The sequence below is a fragment of the Candidatus Acetatifactor stercoripullorum genome, assembly GCF_944382095.1.
In the GTDB taxonomy this organism is placed as follows: Bacteria; Bacillota; Clostridia; order Lachnospirales; family Lachnospiraceae; genus Acetatifactor; species Acetatifactor stercoripullorum.
The window spans coordinates 20,446-40,123 of the sequence record NZ_CALWMU010000019.1; the positions used below are offsets into that span (position 1 = coordinate 20,446).

A 19,678-nucleotide genomic window follows, 5' to 3' on the forward strand; every position below is an offset into this window, starting at 1 on the left:
AGACGCCCGCATTACAGCATGGCGTCTGTTTTTTACTCTTCATCGTTCAAAGAAGCCTCATTCCCCGGCTCGTCTGCATTCTCCTGTAAGGATGCAGCTGCCGTTTCTTCTCTCTTAGCTTCCTCCTCTACCTCTTTTAATGCCTCCTCTATGGCAGCCTTGGCGGATTTTTTCCCCGCGCGCACAGCCTTCGAACTGGGCTTTTGCCTTTTTTCGGAAGCCTCCTGATTCATATTCACCCCACCCTGGAATACCGCATTTTCATCGATCACAATAACCTTGGTGGAGATGTCTCCGAATACTCTGGCTGTGGAGGTCAGCTCTGTTTTTTCAGGGGCGTTCACATCACCCTGAACCTCCCCGCCAATCATAACAGAGGCAGCCGTAATATTGCCATATACAGAACCTGTGGCACCAATAATCAGCTTTCCTGTCACGGTCACGTCTCCGCTCACCTTCCCGTCCAGCCTCACTGACCCCTTCGCACTGAAATTGCCGGTACACTCCGCGTCGCTTCCAAGTATGGTGCTGATTTTTACTTCCGTATCCTTTTGTCCCAACATAATCTTCCTCCTTATGCAGCCTTGCTTTTCCTGAAACCGTTCCTTAACCGCTGATGGCAAGCATATCCATTGGATTAATATACGCGCCATCCTTCATCATCTGATAGCCAAGCGTTGTATTTTCCTCTCCGATCAGAAACAGCGTTGTCCCCTGTACCACAGAATCCCCCTGGTTTACCATCACGTCCCCCTGGTTTCTGTAAATGGTCACATATCCGTTTCCATGGTCGATCCAGACATTATGCCCGTATTCCCCATCGTCGTTGACAGCCGTCACCGTGCCGCTGGCGGCTGCTACCACCATAGTGCCTGCCGAGGCTGTGAAAACACAGATGGGATCGCCCTCCTGGGCCTCCTCCATGGATGCTGAACCTGTCAGCGGAAACTCCGTGGGAAGGCTCTGCTCTTCCAGCTGCCTGGCCAGCTCACTCTCGCTCTGGGTTTTTTGATTCACCGTTTCACTCAGAATTTGAATTTTTTCATTCTGACTTTCCACCTGTGCCTGCAGCTCCTGCTTTTCTTCCTCCAGCAGAGTAATCTGATCCGTCAGCTCCGTATTTTTCTGATTTACTGTTTTCCAGGTGTCTACCCAAATCCTCTCCTCATAAATAAAATAACCGATGAAGGCTCCCAGGACAACGCAGAGAATTACGATAATGGTCTGCAGCAGCCATGGTTTAATCCGAAACTGCCTTACATTTGCGTCAACTGCATCGGATGTAACAATTACCACATGGTTTGTCTTTCGTTTATGCTTTTTGGATTCCATATAAAAGTCACCTCCGGTAAACTACCTCATTTTACCACAGGTGACTCTTTACATCAACGTTTAGTTAACATTTTTGTAACATTTTTCCAAAGAAATTTCCCGTTTTACATTATTTCTCCTTAAAAAAGGGTCCTTTTTTTGTATGTATTGCACAATTTCAAATTTGCTTTAAAGCTGCAAAGCCATGTCTCCTTGTGCAATAACCCCTTTCCTTCTCATCCATTCCGACACAGCAAAAGCAATCAGAGCCGGAAGAATAAAGTGCATGACCGCGATCAGAAAAAGCGCCCAGGGGCCGCTCATTCCCCCGGCCGTCATAGACTCATAAGCTGCAAACTGTCCCACAAAGCCGGCAGAGCCCATCCCCGAGCCCACTGGTGTGCTGGTCATTCCAAGAACCGCCGACGCTATGGGGCCCAAAATCGCACTGGAGACAATGGCAGGAAGCCAGATTGCCGGCTTTTTTACAATATTGGGCACCTGCAGCATGGAGGTCCCCACCCCCTGAGCGATGAGTCCTCCCGTTTTATTTTCCCGAAAGCTGGCCACCGCAAAGCCCACCATGTTACAACAGCAGCCAACGGTAGCCGCTCCCGCGGCAAGACCGCTTATATTCATGGAAACACCGATGGCCGCAGAGCTGATGGGAAGGGTCAGTATCATGCCCATCAACACGGATACGATCATTCCGCCGATCACCGGATGTCTTTCTACATTGAAGTTCACCAGGGCTCCCAGCCAGCCCATAAAAGCCGTTATCGGAGGGCCCGCCACAAAGCCCAGCACTGCGCCTGCCAATATGGCGCAAAGGGGCGTCACAAGAATATCCACTTTCGTTTTTCCCGCTATGAGATGTCCTGCTTTGATGGCCGCAAGGGCAGCGATAAACGCTCCAAGGGGTTCTCCCGGAGCGCCTAAAGCAAAGGCCTCCATGGAGGTTACGCCGGGGAATGCGCCAATCATTCCCGCCGCAGCGGCGGACACCGTAACCAGAGGCCCCTCCTTAAACTTACAGGCCACGCCCACGCCGATTCCGGCACCTGTCAGAGTTTTTGCCACATTGCTGATGACAATAAGCCGCTCTCCCAGCCCGCCTCCCATGAGACTGCCTGCCTGTGCAAGGATTGTGCCGATGATCAGCGTGGAAAATAATCCCAGGGCCATGCCGCTTAAGCCGTCAATGAAGATTTCATTCAGACATTTCTGCACTTTTTGCAAGACCTCCTTTTTGTCAAAGGCCTGCCTTTCTTCCAAAACTTCTTTTTCCATAATATTTGCTCCTTTTTTCTGTATAGCTTTCTGTAAAGTTATCTGTCTTGTCAGTCAAGTGACATCCTATCACACATCCACACAGAAATCAAGAGCCAGAAGCAGCTGTTTACTCCTTGCACATGGCAAGCACCTGCTTCCACGAAAGCTCTCCCCCAAAAAGGTCAAGGGCGCTGCCCGCCGTCACATTCACCCGGTTTTGCCCCAGCTTTTTGATCAGCCCAATATCCTCATAGCTGTGTACGCCGCCCGCATAGGTAACAGGCCTCCCCTCATATTTTCCCAAAAGCGTTACCACTTCTTTTTCAATGCCCTTTGATTTTCCCTCCACGTCCACGGCATGTACCAAAAATTCACTGCAGTATTCTTCCAGCCGCTCAAGAAGGGCCGTTTCCAGCTTTTCCTTAGTAAGCTTCTGCCAGCGGTCCGTCACCACCAGATACCCCTCTCTTGTCTTACGGCAGCTCACGTCCAGCACAAGGTGCTCCCTTCCCACCGCTGAGCACATCTCCTTTAGTCTGTCATAGCGGATTTCGCCGTTTTGAAAAACGTAGGAGGTTACAATCACAGCAGAGGCGCCCGCCTTTAAAAATTCCTCCGCATTTTGCGGGGTAATGCCGCCGCCTGCCTGCAGCCCCCCGGGGTATACTCCAAGGGCCAGCAGCGCCTGTTTTTTTGTCTGCTCATAGTATTGGCTGTCCGCACTGTTTAGCAAAATCACATGTCCACCCTTTATACCGGCTTTTTGATACAGCTGTGCAAAATAGCCTGCATCCCGGGAGGACACAAAATTTTCCCGGGCCTGATCGCCCTCGTCTCTTAAGCTTCCCCCAACGATCTGCTTTACCTGCCCGTTATGTATGTCAATACAGGGTCTGAATTCCATTTTTCCTTCACTCCTTTTGTTTCCATTTTACACGAAAAAAAATTTGTTGACTACTGTTTGTATATATTTTCGTATGATACACATACTATTCACAAGCCAGCCAAAGCGCATTTTGCACAGACTCATATTCAACTGGTTAGAAACTGAAATGGAGGACAATATGAAAAAAGGAAAAAAGCTTCTTGTACTGGGCTTGGTGCTTGCCTACATGTGTATGGCCACAGCCTGCACCAACAATAACAAAAACAGTGACAATTCCGGCAGCCTGGCCGGAAGCGGCACTCAGAATGAAACAGGCAGTTCTGCTGCCGATACAAATACAAATGACGCAGACGACAATACCATGAACAACAATACTGCAGGCACTGCCAACGGGACGGATAACGCGGTAAACGATGGTAATGAGACAAACGCCGGTAACGGAAACGGCTCTGTGCTGGACGATGCCGGAAATGCCGTAGGCGATATGGTTGAAGATGCGGCAGACGGCGTTTCCGATATCACCAACGATCTGGTGGGCAATGGAGACAACAACAATACCAATTCCACCACCACAGCCGCTCCTTAATCCACGGAATCCCGCAGAACAGGGAAAAGGCCCTTTGACAGCCTTCTCCCTGTTTTTCTGCTGTTTTTGACTGTTTTTCCTGAAATTAAAAATTTGTGTTATGAAACAGAAATTTATGCTATGATAAGGAAAGAGCATAACAGGAGGACAGCAACATGGAAATCAGAAGAGCACAGGAAAAAGACATGGAAGATATCAACCGTCTGCTGCTGCAGGTGTGCCTGGTACATCACAAGGGCCGTCCGGACCTTTTTAAATACGGTGCAAAAAAATACACGGATCAGCAGTTAAAGGATCTGATTGCGGACGATGGCCGTCCCATTTTCGTAGCCACAGACGAAAACGGACGTGTACTTGGCTACGCCTTCTGCGTCTTTCAGCAATATCCGGACAACAACATTCTCACGGATATCAAAACGCTCTACATCGACGATTTATGTGTGGATGAAACCCTCCGCGGGCGCCACATCGGACGCAGTCTTTACGATTATGTGCTGAATTACGCCAAAGAAAGCGGCTGCTATAATGTGACCCTAAACGTCTGGAGCTGCAATCAGGGAGCCATGAAATTCTATGAATCCTGCGGGCTGAAGCCCCAAAAAACAGGCATGGAGGTCATTTTAAACTGACCTCCATGCCTGCAGCCAGACAGTCCTGCTTTACGCCTCTTCTATGATCGTGCCCTCTCTGTAGGCTTCCAGAAGCTCCTCCAGATAAAAGATACTCTCCTTTATCTCCCTTCCCGTATCCGTATCCGCCACCATTTTCCGGGTGTGAAAGCTTTCCACCACAATAGAATCCGAAAAAATATCCGACTCCTTCTTTATGGCAGCCTCCGCCGACTCAAAGGGCTCGTGGGCCACAAGCCGCATTCCTCTGGAATTACATACCAGCGTATACCCGGCTATGCCTGTTTTCTTCTGGTATGCCTTGGAAAATCCCCCGTCGATGATCAAAAGCTTGCCCCCGCATTTGATGGGTGACTCGCCGTGTATCTGCTCCACCGGCACATGGCCGTTTACGATATGGGCGTCCTGTGTCTTAAGCCCAAACTCTGCAAGAATGCGGTTTATTACCTCCTCCTGCTCTAAAAGGCTGTAGTAACTGTTCTTCTTCTCCTCATGGGCTTCCTTGTCCGCCACAAAATAACGTTCAAAGGTAGCCATCTTCTCCTTTCCAAATACAGGAGAGCCCGGCCCCGCCCAGATATACCAGAACATATCCTGGCTTGAGATTCTCTCGTTTCCTTCCTTTGCGTAATATCCCCTTCTTGCGTAGTACTCCAAAATGTCGTACAGCGCCTTTCCGCTGTACTCCTTTCCGCCGATTTCCACCTTCATAAAACTTCCGTCCGGGTTTAAGGGCACGCAGCCGTGATAGAGAAGATTTCCGTTGTAAATCTTGTACATGCCCCCCTTGGCAAACAAAAAGCGCACATGTCTCTGCAGCTTTTCGCACTTCATGAAGGCCTGCTGTAAGCGTACCATGACCTTTGCCTCCTCTTCGGTCAGGTCATAGGGATGGGCCGGGTCCACCGTTGGCAGATCCGTATCCAGCATAGCATACTCTCTGCCGTTTACCGTAACTGTTTTTTTCTCATAGTCGATTCGGTGCAGAAGCATCCGCTCCTCCATATGAAATTCCGGATGGCGCATGATCAGCTGTCCCTCCAGCTTAAACTGTATCAAGGCTATGGCCTTGTGCATTTTGGTGTCCAGGCTCAAATCCTTTGTGTTGTAGTCCGTATTATATTTTATGGCAAAAATACTGCAGTCCGTATCCCCATAGGTCTCCAGCGAAAAGGCAGCAAGCGGCAGAAGATTGATGCCGTAGCCGTCCTCTAAGGTTGCCAGATTTCCATAGCGGGCCGCCATCCTCACCACATTGGCAATGCAGGCCATATGACCGCTGGCTGCTCCCATCCACACAATGTCATGATTCCCCCACTGCACATCCACGGAGTGATACTCACAGAGGGTATCCATGATAATGTGGGGGCCGGGCCCCCTGTCATAAATGTCCCCTACAATATGAAGATGATCGATGACAAGACGCTGGATCAGATGACTTAAGGCTGTGATAAACTGGGGCGCCCGGCCAATGCGTATAATCGTGTGAAGAATTTCGTTGTAGTAGGCCTCCTTGTCCTGAACCTCCTCCTTTTCTGTAATCAATTCCTCGATCACATAGGCAAAATCCTTCGGCAGCGCCTTTCTGACCTTGGAGCGGGTGTATTTGGAGGAAACCCGCTTAATGACCTGAACCAGACGATGAAGGGAAATTTTATACCAATCCTCTAAATTTTCCTCCTCCTTCTGTACAATCTCAAGCTTCTCCTCCGGATAATAAATCAGGGTGGCAAGGCTTTTTTTGTCCCGGCTGCTGATGGTGTTTCCAAACTCCTCGTCAATTTTTCTGCGCACGGAACCGGAGCCGTTTTTCAGCACATGGTTAAACTGCTCATATTCCCCGTGAATATCCGTCAGGAAATGCTCCGTCCCCTTCGGCAGATTCATAATCGACTGCAGATTGATAATCTCCGTGGCGGCCGCCGCCGTATTTTTATACTGGTGCGATAAAAGCCTGAGCACCTTCAATTCCTTTTCGTCCATCTGCCCCAATCCATTCCTTTCCCTGATCCTCCTATTTCACCCTGGCGTCGATCACATCGCTCATCTGATAGAGACCGGCGCTTTTCCCTGCCAGAAACTTTGCAGCCTCCACCGCGCCCTTTCCAAACACAGCCTTGGAAAATGCCTGATGGGAAAAGGTGATCACCTCGTCCTCTCCCGCAAAAATCACATCGTGCTCTCCCACAATGGTGCCCCCTCTGACCGCGCTGATGCCGATCTCCTTGTCAGGCCGCTTCTGGCGCCTTGGACTTCTGTCATATACATATTCGTACTCGTTGCCAAATTCTTCGTTGATGGCGTCCGCCAGGGCAAGGGCAGTACCGCTGGGAGCGTCCAGCTTCAGCCTGTGGTGCTTTTCCACGATCTCCATGTCAAAGCCCGCCTCAGCCAGTGTCCTTGCGGCCGTCTTTAACAGCTTAAACAGCAGATTGATTCCCAAAGACATATTGGCGGAGCGCAAAATCGCGGTTCTTGCAGATGCTTCCTCCACCCCCTTAATCTGCTCTTCACTCAGTCCCGTGGTACACAGCACACAGGGAAGCTTTTTTTCCACACAGTATTTTAAAACACTGTCCACCGCCGAAGCCGTGGAAAAGTCGATCAGGCAGTCCGCCTCCACATTGCAGTCCCACAGATCGGAATACACGGGATAGGGATTGCGTCCGCTGTCTCTGATATCGATTCCCGCCGCCATGCAGGTCTCCTTATCCTCCTCCACCAGAGCGCTGATTACCTGTCCCATTTTTCCGTTGCATCCATTCATAATAATTCTTATCATTTTTCTTACCATGCCTTCCTGTTTCTTATTTCTGCCCTTAAACAGCAGACTTTCCGCTATTATGAAGAATCCCGCCCGTAAATTTCACAGGCGGGACCACACAGCCAGGCCAAAAGCCCAGCTGTCATTTACTTATAAAATGCCGTATGCCTTCATGGCCCTTTCAAGCCTCTGTGCATTAGGCTCCTCCATCTGTGTCAAAGGCATCCGGAGGGCACCGGAGCACATACCCATCAGGCTTAACGCCTTCTTCACCGGGATGGGATTTACCTCACAAAACAGCGCGCTGCACAGCTCCATGGCCTCCAGCTGCATTTTCCTGCTTCCCTCCACGTCCCCGTCAAAAAATTTCTGGCAGATGTCATGGGTCTGCCTGGGCGCAATGTTGGACAAAACAGAAATCACGCCGATTCCTCCCAGAGCCAGAATGGGTACGATCTGGTCGTCATTTCCTGAATAAATGTCCACACAGCCGTCTGCAATGGCCGCAAGATGTGCTATCTGGCTGATATTTCCGCTGGCTTCCTTGACTCCTGCGATATTTTCCACATCCCTGCAGAGCCTGACAATCGTCTCCGGCAGAATGTTGCATCCCGTACGGCTGGGCACATTGTAAAGGATCACCGGCACATCCACCGCCTGGGCCACCGTCTTAAAATGCGCATACAGACCGTTCTGTGTGGCCTTGTTATAATAAGGGCTCACCAGCAGAACGCCGTCCGCACCAAGCTTCTGTGCCTCGGTGGAGAGATAAACCGCCGTCTCCGTACAGTTGGAGCCAGTGCCTGCAATCACAGGAAGCCTGCCTGCAACTGTCTTTACACAATGTCCGATCACATCCAGATGCTCCTCGTGGGTCAGCGTAGAGGCCTCCCCTGTGGTGCCGCACACGATAATGGCATCCGTTCCATTTTCAATCTGAAATTCCAGCAGCCTGTCAAACTGCCCGTAATCCACTTCCCCGTTTTCCTTCATAGGCGTCGCAATGGCCACGCCTGCTCCTTTAAAAACCGCCATACACATCCTCCATTCTTATGCCGTTCTGCGGCATCGGTCCATGATTCAAAAATGATACCCCTGTGAACAGAAACGCCAGCGTGTTAAGCGCTGGCGGATGATATACCAATGGAATATCCACTTGATAGCGCCCCATCTGCCGCCCTTACAGCAGATGACAGTCATACGGCTCTTAACCGTATGCCCAAGATTTGATTTGCAGGCAATCTCCTCTTTCGGCGCATTTCCCTTTCTTCCTTCTTCAGCTGTGCCTGCCACATCAGAAAAAATACTCTTGAAACACGCAACCTCTATCTTCCTTATTTTCTTGTATCATATCATTTTCCCTATCTGCTGTCAACGGTTTTCTGACGGCAGGACTGCAGTCTGCCGTCATCTATTCCCACACCTTAAATTTCAATGTCTCTATCTTGGAAACCTGATCGGCCAGCATACAGATTTGGTCGTTTAAGGAAATACCCGTAAGGATTACGCTGGTCTCCCCCCTGCATTCCAGCAGGTTCTTTAAGTCCTCCACCGTGATGATCCCCTTCTCTACAAGGCCCAATACCTCGTCCAATATCAAAAGTTCACACTCTCCCGTAGACAATACCTTCTTGGCAAAGTTAATGCCGTTTCTGATATTCATAATCTCTTCCCGCTTTTTTTCATCGGAAAGCTCTGCGAAGTTTTCGTCGGATTTCTCAAACCGAAATAATTTGATCTCAGGCTCCATTCTGCGCAGAAAGTCAGAATCGCCAAGTCCCCTTCCCTTCAGGAATTGAATCATGACAACACTTTTGCCCTCCACCGCCGCCATAACGGCTCTCCCGATTGCTGCAGGTGATTTTCCCCGTCCGTCTCCGGCATAAATATGAACCAATCCTTTACCCATCTTGCACCTCACAGTATTTTTCAGAAAACATGATATTTATCATATCATATTTTTCCAGGGTTGGCAACTTCTGCCGCATTCCTTCCCAAAGTATCCCTATGCTTCCTCCGTCAAAAGCTCCAGCTTGCTCACAGACACTTCAAAGGCAACTCTTCTCTCCACATTTTCCTCATCCAGCTTTTTCATATATTCACGGCTCTGAATCCTGCCCCAGATGGCGCACCGCTCTCCCACCTTAAAGTGGTTGGCATAACGGGCATTTCTTCCCCAGCAGATACAGGGTATGTAGTCCGACTTTCCATAAGGGCGGTTCACTGCCAGCAAAAGATCCGCAATCTCCCGTCCCAAAGGTGTTTTCCGATAAACAGGCTCCTTACAGATATACCCGTCCAGATAAATCTGATTGCTCTTAGAGCTCTCCTCCAGCTCATCCACAAAAGAAACCTCTCTCGCAAACACAGAAAGCACCAGTCTGTTCTTTCTCTCCTCGTGCCGGTTGTAGGAACGAAATTGCCCGTTGACACAGATCAGCATTCCTATATAGTCAGCAGTCACGTCCAGCAGCCGTTCGGAAACCATTACCGGTATGATATCATAGCTCTCACTGAGACGCTTGCATTTTACATCCACCATATAAAATCCTTCTCCGAAAATCTCATGGCTATAGGTAAACTGGCTGATAATTTCCCCCATAACCGTTACCTGATTGTTTTCCATTACCTTATCTGTCATTTTCAGTTCTCCCTTCTTACACTTTAAGAATTTTTCCGGTAACAAAACCTGTAATGCAATACTATTTATACTCTATTTCATTTCAAAATAGTACCCTAAAATATCGCGCAATCCGCCAATCTACGCGAAAAACCGATTTATTTTTCATTAAAATAAATATGAAAAACCAATAAAACCCGAAATGAACCCTTATTCTCCTTGCATCCGGCAAAAATTGGTGCTATACTGTAACAGTTTGAAAATTCGACAGAATAATTGGTTGACAATAGGGAACAAACACTGTGGCATTTCTGTAAGGTTCGACAGATATCGACAAGAATCCGCAGAAAGCGTTCCGGAACGGAGTTTGAGATGAGACAAAAAAGAGAAGATGTTAGAAACGTTGCCATCATAGCCCATGTAGACCACGGAAAAACCACCCTGGTGGACGAGCTTTTAAAGCAAAGCGGCGTATTCAGGGCCGGTCAGGAGATCGCCGAGCGCGTGATGGATTCCAATGACCTGGAGCGGGAACGGGGCATCACTATTCTTTCCAAAAATACAGCCGTTATGTACAAGGGCACCAAAATCAATATCATTGACACTCCCGGCCATGCCGATTTCGGCGGCGAGGTGGAACGGGTTCTGAAGATGGTAAACGGCGTTATTCTGGTAGTAGACGCCTTTGAGGGAGCCATGCCTCAGACAAAATTTGTATTGAGAAAGGCTTTGGAGCTGAAGCTTCCTGTGATTGTGTGCATCAACAAGATTGACCGCCCGGAGGCAAGGCCGGAGGAGGTGGTGGACGAGGTGCTGGAGCTGTTTTTGGAGCTCGATGCCGACGATTCCCAGCTGGACTGCCCCTTTGTCTATGCCTCGGCCAAGGCCGGAGTGGCCTCCATGGAGCCGGAAAAGCCCGGCACCAGCATGGAGCCGCTGTTTGAAACCATTTTAAACTATATTCCTGCCCCCGAAGGGGATCCCGACGCCGGCACCCAGGTGCTCATCAGCACCATCGACTATAATGAATATGTAGGCCGCATCGGCGTGGGCAAGGTGGACAACGGCACCATACGGGTCAATCAGGATGTGGTGATCTGCAACCATCATGAGCCTGACAAGCAGATCAAGGTAAAGGTCAGCAAGCTCTATGAATTTGACGGACTTAACAAGGCTGAGGTAAAGGAGGCTTCCATCGGTTCCATTGTGGCAATCTCCGGCATCGCCGACATCCACATCGGAGATACCCTCTGCTCTCCGGAAAATATCGCGCCCATTCCCTTCCAGAAAATCAGCGAGCCCACCATCGCCATGCAGTTTATGGTAAACGATTCTCCACTGGCCGGCAAGGAAGGAAAGTATGTTACCAGCCGCCATCTGCGGGACAGGCTGTTCCGGGAGCTGAATACGGACGTATCTCTGCGTGTGGAGGAGACGGACTCTCCCGACTGCTTTAAGGTATCCGGCAGGGGCGAGCTTCATCTCTCCGTCCTCATCGAAAATATGCGGCGGGAGGGCTTTGAATTTGCCGTCAGCAAGGCGGAGGTTCTCTACCACAAGGACGAAAACGGAAAGCTTTTGGAGCCTATGGAGCTTGCCTACATTGACGTACCCAATGAATACTCCGGCGCCGTCATTGAAAAGCTGGGACAGCGAAAGGGTGAGCTCCGCAATATGGGTACGCTCTCCGGAAGTTCCTATACCCGCCTGGAGTTTTCCATTCCCGCCAGAGGACTCATCGGCTATCGGGGCGAGTTTATGACCGATACCAAGGGAAATGGTATTTTAAACACTGTTTTTGACGGCTACGGCCCCTACAAAGGAGATATCCAGTACCGCAAGTTAGGGTCTCTGATCGCTTTCGAGGCCGGGGAGGCCATCACCTACGGTCTTTACAACGCCCAGGAGCGGGGTACCCTCTTTATCGGACCGGGCGAAAAGGTTTACGCAGGCATGGTAGTGGGACAGACCGGCCGCAGTGAGGACATCGAGCTGAATGTATGTAAGAAAAAGCAGCTGACCAATACCCGCTCCTCCAGTGCAGACGAAGCCTTGCGCCTGACGCCCCCTAAAATTTTGTCCCTGGAGCAGGCCCTTGATTTTATCGATACGGATGAGCTTTTGGAGGTAACCCCCGAAAGCCTGCGCATCCGCAAAAAAATCCTGGATCCCACCCTTAGAAAACGGGCGGCCATGAGCAAAAAATAAACACTTAAAGATCCCTGTAATTTCCAGTCCAGAACATACGTTTTAATGCTATACTATAAAAGGAACGTATGTTTGACTGGAATGGCAGGTGATTTTTTTGGTAAAAAAACGCGTCTATTTATGTATCGATTTCAAATCCTTTTATGCTTCCGTAGAATGTGTGGAACGGGGGCTGGACCCTCTCTCCGCGCTTCTTGTGGTGGCGGACCCAGAGCGTGGCCGGGGAACCATTTGTCTTGCAGTGTCCTGTGCCTTAAAAGGGCTGGGAGTCAAAAACCGCTGCCGGGTATTTCAGATTCCCTCCCACATCCCGTATGTTACAGCAGTCCCCAGAATGAAGCGCTACATTGATTATTCCGCAGAAATTTACGGTCTCTATCTAAAATATATCGCCAAAGAGGACATTCATGTATACTCCGTGGACGAGGCCTTTTTGGACATTACAGATTATCTTTCCCTCTATCAAGCCTCTCCCGAGGACCTGGCACGCCAAATCATGCAGGATATCCTTAGGCACACCGGCATTCCCTCCGCCGCAGGCATCGGCACAAACCTCTATCTGGCCAAAACCGCACTGGACCTTCTGGCCAAGCATTCCCCAGAGAACCTGGCCAGCCTGGATGAGGAGAGCTACCAAAAAAGCCTCTGGCGCCACCGGCCCCTTTCAGACTTCTGGCGGATTGGAAAGGGTATGGAGGCAAGGCTGAACCAAATAGGGCTTTTCACCATGGAGGATATCGCAAAGTCCCAGGAGGCCCCTCTATACCACGCCTTCGGACGGGATGCGGAGCTTTTGATCGACCACGCCTTCGGACGGGAGCCCGTGACCATTACCCACATAAAAAACTATCTTCCCAAAAGCCGCTCTCTAAGCAGCAGCCAAATGCTTCCCCGAAACTACACCTATGAGGAGGGGATGCTGATTTTAAAGGAAATGGTGGACAGCCTGTGTCTTGAGCTGGCAGCACAGGGGCTCTGCGCCGGGTCTTTGTCCCTTACGGTGGACTATTCCTGGCACTGGGGACCAAAGCCCTCCACAGCTGCCGTCCCTCTCCCCGTTTCCGCCAATTCCTACCGCTGCATACTGCCCCACGCGCTACGCTGTTATGAGCGGATTACAGATAAAAACGCCCCCATCCGAAAGCTCAGCCTCTCCTTCGGCAGTGTTTCCCGGGAGACCTTCCGGCAGTATGAGCTGTTTACCTCTCCCAGGGAGCAGGACAGAGACCGCAGACTGCAGCAGGCTGTTTGGGACATCAGACGGCGCTTTGGTCCAAACGCCCTGCTGCGGGGAATGGATCTTATGGAGGCAGCCACCACAAGAGAACGCAATCTGCAGATCGGAGGACACAAAAGTGGCCAATAAACCCAAAAGCAAAATGCCTCTTTCAGAAAGAGCCAAGCAATTCCTTCCTTTTGCCGCGCTAAAGGGTCTGCCGGAAGCCCTTGCGGAAAAGGAGCGGCAGGCACAAGAGGAAAACATCAATATTCCCTGGAGACCTCCTTTAGACCGTACCGCTCCTGAAACTCCTTTAAATCCTTCTGGTCTTTGATCAGCATGACCTCCTGGAATTTTCCGGTGCGGATATCCCGAAAGCCTGCAACCTGTTCTCCCGTACAGATACTGCATTTGATCACAGGCTTCTGTGTCTGGGCGTCATAGGATGGCAGGCTTTTCTTTTTACCAAACATAAACTTATCCTCCTTTGCTATGATACTTATCTAAATTATTCAGCACTTTGTCACCGCTGTTTACAATTCAGGTCACATACGGAGCAGAAGTCCCGATTTCTTCTGCAATCTTAGACTGTGGCTTGTTCTGCATGCAAATTTATCGCTGAATGTATTATAACATAGCAATCTGCGAATGAAAATCCGGGAATCTCGCTTACAAAACGGGACTTTTGGATTACAAACGGGATTCTCCTTTTACTATTTACCATAAATTCATACTTTTCTGCTTTTGATTTGCGTTTTGATTGACATTGTAAATCAAAATATATATAATATAATTGAAAGGCGGTGATTATATGGCTACAGCACCTACACAAATCAGAATTGATGCAGATATCAAAAAACAGGCTACAGATTTATTTAATGAACTTGGCCTTGACATGTCCGGCGCAGTGAATCTGTTCCTCCATCAGTGTGTCTTAAGAGGCGGTCTCCCTTTCAGTGTTGAAATACCACGCTACAATCAGCGCACACTTGATGCGATGGATGAGGCCAGACGCATTTCCCGTGATCCTGACGTCAAGGGATATACCAGTATGGATGAACTTCGGAAGGCGCTTGAAGAATAAGTGTATACAGTAAAATTTACCACCGCTTATAAAAAGAGCTACAAGCTCATGAAGAAACGCGGCCTGGATCTTTCGCTTTTGGATGATGTTGTTGACACGCTTCGTCAGGGCAAACAACTCGATGCCAAATACCGAGATCACGAATTAAGCGGCAAATTTAAAGGTTTCCGGGAATGTCATATCAAACCGGATTGGCTTTTGGTCTATCTGATTGAAAATGACATCCTGACGCTTACGCTTGTGGATACCGGAACACATTCTGATATTTTTAAGCTTTAACAATAAGGCGGGATATCCAACTAAGGATGTTCCGTCTTGTTTGTACGCCATCTATCGCCACGCTGTATATGAATCTTTGATTATTCTGCTGCTTCCAACATATTCTCTATAAAAATACCATAGCCTCTGGTGCTGTCCTGTACCAGCACATGGGTCACTGCTCCGATAAACTTCCCATTCTGGATAATAGGCGCACCGCTCATGCCCTGTACAATGCCTCCGGTGATCTGGATCAATTCAGGATCAGTGACCTTTAGCTCAATTCCCCGATTGATGTTGTCGTGGTCTAAATGAACCGCCGTAATTTCAATGTCATAATATCTGGTGGTGCCGTCCACCGTACAGAGAATCTGGGCATAGCCCTCTTCAATTTCCTGCTTTAATCCAATGGGCAGGGGCTCCTGGGACGCAAGTGCAAGGGCCCGTTCATTGCAGTTCCCGAAAATTCCCTGCTTGCTGTTTGAAGTGATGTCCCCCAGCACTCTGTCATCGGCATAGACGATCATTCCGGTCATTTCCCCCGGATTTCCATTGGTCCCCTTTCGTATGGACACAATTTCCGTCTGGTAGAGAGTGCCGTCGTCCATGTCCATCAGCGTGCTGGTGTCAACGTCATTGATGCCATGTCCCAGCGCGCCGAAATTTCCCTGACTGTCAATGTAAGTCATGGTGCCCACTCCCTGGGCATTGTCCCGCACCCAGACCCCAATCTTATAATCTCCGCTCTGGCTGCGCACCGGCTTTACCTTTACCTCCATGACCTCCCCGTCTCTCTCCACGGCAAGAATCACCTCTTTTCCCCCACTGTCCTCAATACGCTTGATAAAATCATCCTTTTCCGTCACCGTCTCCCCATTTACCTTTTGAATATAATCACCGGATTTCAAAATATATTTGCATGGGGAATAATTTACACCGTCCTCGCCCACAAATTCTCCGGCGCCCACCACCAAAATCCCGTCTGTCTTTACGTAAATCCCGATGGGAACCCCCACCGGAATCAGCTCCTGTGCCTCTATGACCTGTATGCCCACCTGCTTAAAGGGCAGAAAGCCAAAGAGCTTCACCTGCATCAAATATTCTTGTATGCCTCCCGTCTTTACAGTGACGGATTGATTCAGGTCTATGGTCACCGCACCCTGGGGAATATTGCTCTCCCCCTGGCCGCTGACGCTTACGATATCCCCCTTGGCCGGAATGCCAAGGTCTAAGGTTTCCTCCTGTCCGGCCCTGATATGCAGAACAGAGGGAATACTGCTGTCCACGTAATAATAGCAAAGCCCGAAAAGAGCCATACAGCTAAGTGTCAATGCCGCGCACAGGCATCGCCTGTAGATGCGGTAACGCCTTATCTTGCGTTTCCAGTCCTGCAGCAGCACAACCATATCCTCTCCCGCCCCTTTTTTGACTCTTTCGCTTTCACTGACCCAAAATTTCATTTATCGTATACTCCCATCTGCTGTTTGCACGTATTCAAACATATTATGTGATTGTTTTAAAATTTTACTTACAAAAGAAAGGGGTATTTTTTTGAAAATATTGGATGTGGCAAAAAGACATGTTATAATAAATCAGTCTGTGAAGGCAAAGTAAAGGTGCATTGATTGAAAAAAAGCGCAGAAATGAGGTACCTATGAAAAAATTTTTATATACAAACAGCATCCGCTTTTTGTACACATTGGTTCTCTTTGCCGGAGCCAATCTGTATCTTCTTTCAGAGCTTATTTCTTCTCCCTTTATGAAGGCTGTGCCCTTTTTATTTGTTTTTATCCTTGTATTCCCTGTTTTTTATCAGAATCTGCCAAAGACCCGCAGGCTGCGGTTCTGCGCAAAGGGAAGCGAGCTTTTGATTCTCTTTCTCACCTCCACAGTGCTTTCTATTGTGTTTTTTGTGACAGGCGCACTGGGAAGGCTCCCCCTTCCCCCCATCTGGGAGGCTCCAAGGTCGTGGCTTATCAACTCTCTTGTGGCTGTTTTGGCCGAGGCGCTGATTTTCTGGGTTGGCATGATCGAGGTATATCTGTCCTCCACACAGCTCGGCATCCGCCTCCGGGTCATCGGCCTTATCTGCGGACTGATTCCCATTGTCAATCTTGTCGTACTGGGCTTTATCATCGACGCAGCCTCCAGAGAGGCTGATTTTGAAAACAAAAAAATACTGTGCAACAGAGGGCGGAAAGAAAAGGCCGTCTGTGCCACCAAATATCCTATTTTGATGGTGCATGGAGTGTTTTTCCGGGATTTCCGCTACTTAAACTATTGGGGACGTATTCCGAAGGAACTTCAGGAAAACGGCGCAGTGATTTTCTATGGACAGCATCAGTCTGCAGCCTCCGTAGCAGACAGCGGCAGAGAAATTGCGGACAGGATTTTGGAGATCGTATCGCAGACTGGCTGTGAAAAGGTGAATCTCATCGCCCATTCCAAGGGCGGCTTAGACTGCAGGCAGGCCCTTACGCTGCCCGGCATCGCCTCCCTGGTGGCCTCTCTGACCACCATAAACACCCCTCACAGAGGCTGTGAATTCGCAGATTATCTCCTTGGAAAGATTCCGGAAAAGCAAAAAAACATGGTGGCGGCAGCCTACAATGCAGCTTTAAAAAAGCTGGGTGATCCCAGACCGGATTTTCTGGCCGCTGTAAATAATCTCACCAGCGCCTTTTGTGCCGATTTCAATCAAAAAACGCCTGATGCTCCAGGCGTTTTCTACCAAAGTGTGGGCTCTAAGCTGAATGTGGCCCGAGGCGGGCGGTTCCCTCTAAACTTCACCTATCACCTCTGCCGCTATTTCGAGGGAAGCAACGATGGACTTGTCAGCGAAAAATCCTTCGTATGGGGCCAGTCCTACCAATGTCTGACCGTAAAGGGAACCCGCGGCATTTCCCACGGAGACATGATTGACCTCAACCGGGAAAATCTCCCGGAATTCGACGTACGGGAATTTTATGTGCAGCTTGTAAGCGCACTAAAGCAGAAAGGCTTTTAATTTTTGTGGGCAAGGGCCTGGGCCCGCATTTCCCTTGCATTGGAGAGCGCCGCTTCGGTCAGCGTATCTCCCCCTAAAAGCCTGGCAAGCTCTGAAAGCCCTTCCTCCTCGTCCAATTTGCGGATGTCCGTAATGGTATTGTCCTCCACGCTGCTTTTCTCAATCACAAAATGAGTATCCGCCATGGCCGCAATCTGGGGAAGGTGGGTGATGCAGATCACCTGATGTCCGTGGGCTACAGTGTCTAACTGCTCCGAAACCCTCCATGCGGTCTTTCCGCTGATGCCCGCGTCAATCTCGTCAAAGATCAGGGTATCAATGTCATCCTTTCCCGCCAGCACCGTTTTTATGGCCAGCATAATCCGGGACAGCTCACCCCCGCTTGCCACCTGATTTAAGGGCTTCAGGCTCTCTCCCGGGTTTGTGGAGATCAAAAAGGACACCTCGTCCCCTCCCTGTGGAGTAAGCTGCTTTGCAGACTCCACCAATATCTCAAACTGAACCGTCAAAAAATTCAGGTTTACCAAAGCCTCCCTTAACTGCTCCTGCAGAAGAAGGGCATTTTTTTTGCGAAGCTTTGTCAGCCGCCCGCAGGCCTTTTGCAAAACTTCCCGGGCCTGTGCAAGCTCTTTTTCAAGCTGCGCCTTATATGCGTCATAATCAGAGAGCTTTTCCAAAAGCTCTTTTCTGGAGTCCCCATAGGAAAGCACCTCCTCTATGGAAGCGCCATATTTTCCCTTTAAACGGTTTAAAGTATTTAACCTCTCCTCCGTCCTCTGGAAATCCTCCTGATCAAATTCACTGTCATCTATATACTCCGATACATCCCGGTTATAATCCGCCAAAAGACTGTCAATCTCCTCCAGCTGCCGCTCCAGCTCCTCCAGCCTGGGATCATAGGAGGATACGCTCCTTAAAGCCCGGAGAGCCCGGCTTAAGCTGCTGCCCGCCCCGCTCTCGGACTCATTGCAGGTATACTGATAGCTTTCCGCAAGATTTTCCGCAATCTTTTTACTGTTTATCATGCGGCGGTACTCCTGCTCCAAAGCTTCGTCCTCGCCGGGAACCAGCCTTGCCTCCTCTATCTCCTTAAGCTCAAATTCCGCAAGGGTCTGCTCCCTCCTTCTGGTCTCCTCGTCCATGGATTCCTCATCCAGCCTTTTTTGCAGCGTATGACACAGGCTGTAGGCTTCTTTCGTCTCTTTTGCCAGAGCATCAAATTCCGCTCCGCAGAAGGCATCCAGAATTTCCATATGCTTTTTTTTGTTCAGCAGTGACTGATGCTCATGCTGTCCGTGAATGTCGATCAAAAGCTCTGCAAGCTCCTTGACCTGCCTGGCCGTCACCGTTTCCCCGTTGATCCTGCAGACGCTTTTTCCCACCTGCATCCTGCGGCTGATCACCACGCTCCCATCCTCCGAAGGCTCCAAATCCATTTCCCGCAGTTTCTCCTGCACCCTTTCATCCCCGGAAAAAATAAGCTCCACCAGAGCGCTCTGGGCACCCTTCCTGAGCATTTCCTTCTCAAACTTGCCTCCCAGGGCCAAATTTACAGAACCCATCAAAAGGGATTTTCCCGCGCCGGTCTCTCCCGTCAGGATATTCAGGCCCCGGCCGAATTCCACTTCCGTTTCCTCCATCAGCGCAAGATTTTTCACGTGTAAACTCTGCAGCATACTAATCTCTCCTTATGTACCTTCTCCGATGATACATAACACCCTGTTTATGATGCTGGGGCAAAGAGGATTTCGACCATAAATAGCTGGAATCGTTTGCGACTTTGGAGTCAAGCTGCACTAGGAATTGGCAAATTTGCTAATTTCGTTCAAAAAAA

At 49.5% G+C, this 19,678-nt stretch carries 19 protein-coding genes and 1 riboswitch; of the genes, 7 read left to right on the top strand and 12 right to left on the bottom strand.

What is annotated here, in order from left to right:
- Positions 1–32: 32 nt before the first annotated feature.
- The 4 genes from SHK35_RS07345 to hisA form a co-directional block, all read right to left on the bottom strand.
- Positions 33–563: a bactofilin family protein gene (locus SHK35_RS07345; RefSeq protein ID WP_318704475.1), complete on the bottom strand. Its 531-nt coding sequence runs from the start codon at positions 561–563 to the stop codon at positions 33–35.
- A 43-nt stretch (positions 564–606) separates the two neighbouring features.
- Positions 607–1,332, bottom strand: a complete 726-nt coding sequence (locus SHK35_RS07350; protein WP_318709261.1) for a peptidoglycan DD-metalloendopeptidase family protein — start codon at positions 1,330–1,332, stop codon at positions 607–609.
- A gap of 168 nt (positions 1,333–1,500) precedes the next feature.
- Positions 1,501–2,550 (bottom strand): PTS transporter subunit IIC, encoded by a 1,050-nt coding sequence (locus SHK35_RS07355; RefSeq protein ID WP_318704507.1) that lies wholly within the window; start codon positions 2,548–2,550, stop codon positions 1,501–1,503.
- A gap of 160 nt (positions 2,551–2,710) precedes the next feature.
- Positions 2,711–3,487 (bottom strand): phosphoribosylformimino-5-aminoimidazole carboxamide ribotide isomerase, encoded by a 777-nt coding sequence (gene hisA / locus SHK35_RS07360; RefSeq protein ID WP_318709262.1) that lies wholly within the window; start codon positions 3,485–3,487, stop codon positions 2,711–2,713.
- 160 nt (positions 3,488–3,647) lie between these two features.
- Between hisA and SHK35_RS07365 the strand changes: the two genes are divergently transcribed.
- Together SHK35_RS07365 and SHK35_RS07370 are read left to right on the top strand one after the other, a co-directional pair.
- Positions 3,648–4,055 (top strand): hypothetical protein, encoded by a 408-nt coding sequence (locus tag SHK35_RS07365; RefSeq protein WP_318709263.1) that lies wholly within the window; start codon positions 3,648–3,650, stop codon positions 4,053–4,055.
- A 155-nt stretch (positions 4,056–4,210) separates the two neighbouring features.
- The gene (locus SHK35_RS07370) at positions 4,211–4,684 is read left to right on the top strand and encodes a GNAT family N-acetyltransferase (RefSeq protein WP_318709264.1); all 474 of its coding nucleotides are present in this window, start codon (positions 4,211–4,213) and stop codon (positions 4,682–4,684) included.
- A 30-nt stretch (positions 4,685–4,714) separates the two neighbouring features.
- Here SHK35_RS07370 and SHK35_RS07375 read toward each other — a convergent pair whose 3' ends face one another.
- From SHK35_RS07375 to SHK35_RS07395, 5 genes are all read right to left on the bottom strand, one after another.
- Entirely contained in the window at positions 4,715–6,667 is a 1,953-nt protein-coding gene (locus tag SHK35_RS07375) for a fructose-1,6-bisphosphatase (RefSeq protein WP_318704470.1), read from the bottom strand.
- A gap of 31 nt (positions 6,668–6,698) precedes the next feature.
- Positions 6,699–7,466: a 4-hydroxy-tetrahydrodipicolinate reductase gene (gene dapB, locus SHK35_RS07380; RefSeq protein ID WP_318704469.1), complete on the bottom strand. Its 768-nt coding sequence runs from the start codon at positions 7,464–7,466 to the stop codon at positions 6,699–6,701.
- 132 nt (positions 7,467–7,598) lie between these two features.
- Positions 7,599–8,483: a 4-hydroxy-tetrahydrodipicolinate synthase gene (dapA, locus tag SHK35_RS07385; RefSeq protein ID WP_318709265.1), complete on the bottom strand. Its 885-nt coding sequence runs from the start codon at positions 8,481–8,483 to the stop codon at positions 7,599–7,601.
- Positions 8,484–8,600: 117 nt separating this feature from the next.
- Positions 8,601–8,784: riboswitch (Lysine riboswitch) on the bottom strand.
- Between the two features lie 75 nt (positions 8,785–8,859).
- Positions 8,860–9,357: a cob(I)yrinic acid a,c-diamide adenosyltransferase gene (locus SHK35_RS07390; protein ID WP_318709267.1), complete on the bottom strand. Its 498-nt coding sequence runs from the start codon at positions 9,355–9,357 to the stop codon at positions 8,860–8,862.
- 96 nt (positions 9,358–9,453) lie between these two features.
- Positions 9,454–10,089 (bottom strand): single-stranded DNA-binding protein, encoded by a 636-nt coding sequence (locus tag SHK35_RS07395; RefSeq protein WP_318704466.1) that lies wholly within the window; start codon positions 10,087–10,089, stop codon positions 9,454–9,456.
- A gap of 351 nt (positions 10,090–10,440) precedes the next feature.
- On the opposite strand from SHK35_RS07395, the gene typA reads away from it, so the two are divergent.
- Both typA and SHK35_RS07405 read left to right on the top strand, forming a co-directional pair.
- Entirely contained in the window at positions 10,441–12,276 is a 1,836-nt protein-coding gene (typA, locus tag SHK35_RS07400; RefSeq protein ID WP_318704465.1) for a translational GTPase TypA, read from the top strand.
- An 88-nt stretch (positions 12,277–12,364) separates the two neighbouring features.
- The gene (locus SHK35_RS07405) at positions 12,365–13,642 is read left to right on the top strand and encodes a Y-family DNA polymerase (protein WP_442867432.1); all 1,278 of its coding nucleotides are present in this window, start codon (positions 12,365–12,367) and stop codon (positions 13,640–13,642) included.
- A gap of 116 nt (positions 13,643–13,758) precedes the next feature.
- On the opposite strand, the gene SHK35_RS07410 is transcribed toward SHK35_RS07405, so the two are convergent.
- A complete protein-coding gene (locus SHK35_RS07410) occupies positions 13,759–13,968 on the bottom strand; it encodes an aspartate dehydrogenase (protein ID WP_318704463.1) in 210 nt (69 codons plus the stop codon).
- Positions 13,969–14,306: 338 nt separating this feature from the next.
- On the opposite strand from SHK35_RS07410, the gene SHK35_RS07415 reads away from it, so the two are divergent.
- Both SHK35_RS07415 and SHK35_RS07420 read left to right on the top strand, forming a co-directional pair.
- On the top strand, positions 14,307–14,579 hold the full coding sequence (locus tag SHK35_RS07415) for a type II toxin-antitoxin system RelB/DinJ family antitoxin (protein ID WP_318704462.1): 273 nt from the start codon (positions 14,307–14,309) through the stop codon (positions 14,577–14,579).
- The gene (locus SHK35_RS07420) at positions 14,580–14,858 is read left to right on the top strand and encodes a type II toxin-antitoxin system YafQ family toxin (RefSeq protein ID WP_318704461.1); all 279 of its coding nucleotides are present in this window, start codon (positions 14,580–14,582) and stop codon (positions 14,856–14,858) included.
- A gap of 80 nt (positions 14,859–14,938) precedes the next feature.
- Here SHK35_RS07420 and spoIVB read toward each other — a convergent pair whose 3' ends face one another.
- Positions 14,939–16,297 carry a SpoIVB peptidase gene (gene spoIVB / locus SHK35_RS07425; RefSeq protein WP_318704460.1) on the bottom strand — a complete coding sequence of 453 codons (1,359 nt, stop codon included), beginning with the start codon at positions 16,295–16,297 and terminating at the stop codon, positions 14,939–14,941.
- A 194-nt stretch (positions 16,298–16,491) separates the two neighbouring features.
- Here spoIVB and SHK35_RS07430 point away from each other — a divergent pair, with 194 nt between their 5' ends.
- Positions 16,492–17,844 (top strand): esterase/lipase family protein, encoded by a 1,353-nt coding sequence (locus tag SHK35_RS07430; RefSeq protein ID WP_318704459.1) that lies wholly within the window; start codon positions 16,492–16,494, stop codon positions 17,842–17,844.
- Here SHK35_RS07430 and recN read toward each other — a convergent pair.
- The gene (recN, locus tag SHK35_RS07435; protein WP_318704458.1) at positions 17,841–19,520 is read right to left on the bottom strand and encodes a DNA repair protein RecN; all 1,680 of its coding nucleotides are present in this window, start codon (positions 19,518–19,520) and stop codon (positions 17,841–17,843) included. The two genes, SHK35_RS07430 and recN, sit on opposite strands and share 4 nt — an antisense overlap.
- Positions 19,521–19,678 lie beyond the last annotated feature (158 nt).

Coding starts and splice junctions, on each gene's coding strand:
- SHK35_RS07345 (WP_318704475.1), bottom strand. CDS start 563: ATGTTGGGACAAAAGGATACGGAAGTAAAAATCAGCACCATACTTGGA.
- SHK35_RS07350 (WP_318709261.1), bottom strand. CDS start 1,332: ATGGAATCCAAAAAGCATAAACGAAAGACAAACCATGTGGTAATTGTT.
- hisA (WP_318709262.1), bottom strand. CDS start 3,487: ATGGAATTCAGACCCTGTATTGACATACATAACGGGCAGGTAAAGCAG.
- SHK35_RS07365 (WP_318709263.1), top strand. CDS start 3,648: ATGAAAAAAGGAAAAAAGCTTCTTGTACTGGGCTTGGTGCTTGCCTAC.
- SHK35_RS07370 (WP_318709264.1), top strand. CDS start 4,211: ATGGAAATCAGAAGAGCACAGGAAAAAGACATGGAAGATATCAACCGT.
- SHK35_RS07375 (WP_318704470.1), bottom strand. CDS start 6,667: ATGGACGAAAAGGAATTGAAGGTGCTCAGGCTTTTATCGCACCAGTAT.
- dapB (WP_318704469.1), bottom strand. CDS start 7,466: ATGATAAGAATTATTATGAATGGATGCAACGGAAAAATGGGACAGGTA.
- dapA (WP_318709265.1), bottom strand. CDS start 8,483: ATGGCGGTTTTTAAAGGAGCAGGCGTGGCCATTGCGACGCCTATGAAG.
- SHK35_RS07390 (WP_318709267.1), bottom strand. CDS start 9,357: ATGGGTAAAGGATTGGTTCATATTTATGCCGGAGACGGACGGGGAAAA.
- SHK35_RS07395 (WP_318704466.1), bottom strand. CDS start 10,089: ATGACAGATAAGGTAATGGAAAACAATCAGGTAACGGTTATGGGGGAA.
- typA (WP_318704465.1), top strand. CDS start 10,441: ATGAGACAAAAAAGAGAAGATGTTAGAAACGTTGCCATCATAGCCCAT.
- SHK35_RS07410 (WP_318704463.1), bottom strand. CDS start 13,968: ATGTTTGGTAAAAAGAAAAGCCTGCCATCCTATGACGCCCAGACACAG.
- SHK35_RS07415 (WP_318704462.1), top strand. CDS start 14,307: ATGGCTACAGCACCTACACAAATCAGAATTGATGCAGATATCAAAAAA.
- spoIVB (WP_318704460.1), bottom strand. CDS start 16,297: ATGAAATTTTGGGTCAGTGAAAGCGAAAGAGTCAAAAAAGGGGCGGGA.
- SHK35_RS07430 (WP_318704459.1), top strand. CDS start 16,492: ATGAAAAAATTTTTATATACAAACAGCATCCGCTTTTTGTACACATTG.
- recN (WP_318704458.1), bottom strand. CDS start 19,520: ATGCTGCAGAGTTTACACGTGAAAAATCTTGCGCTGATGGAGGAAACG.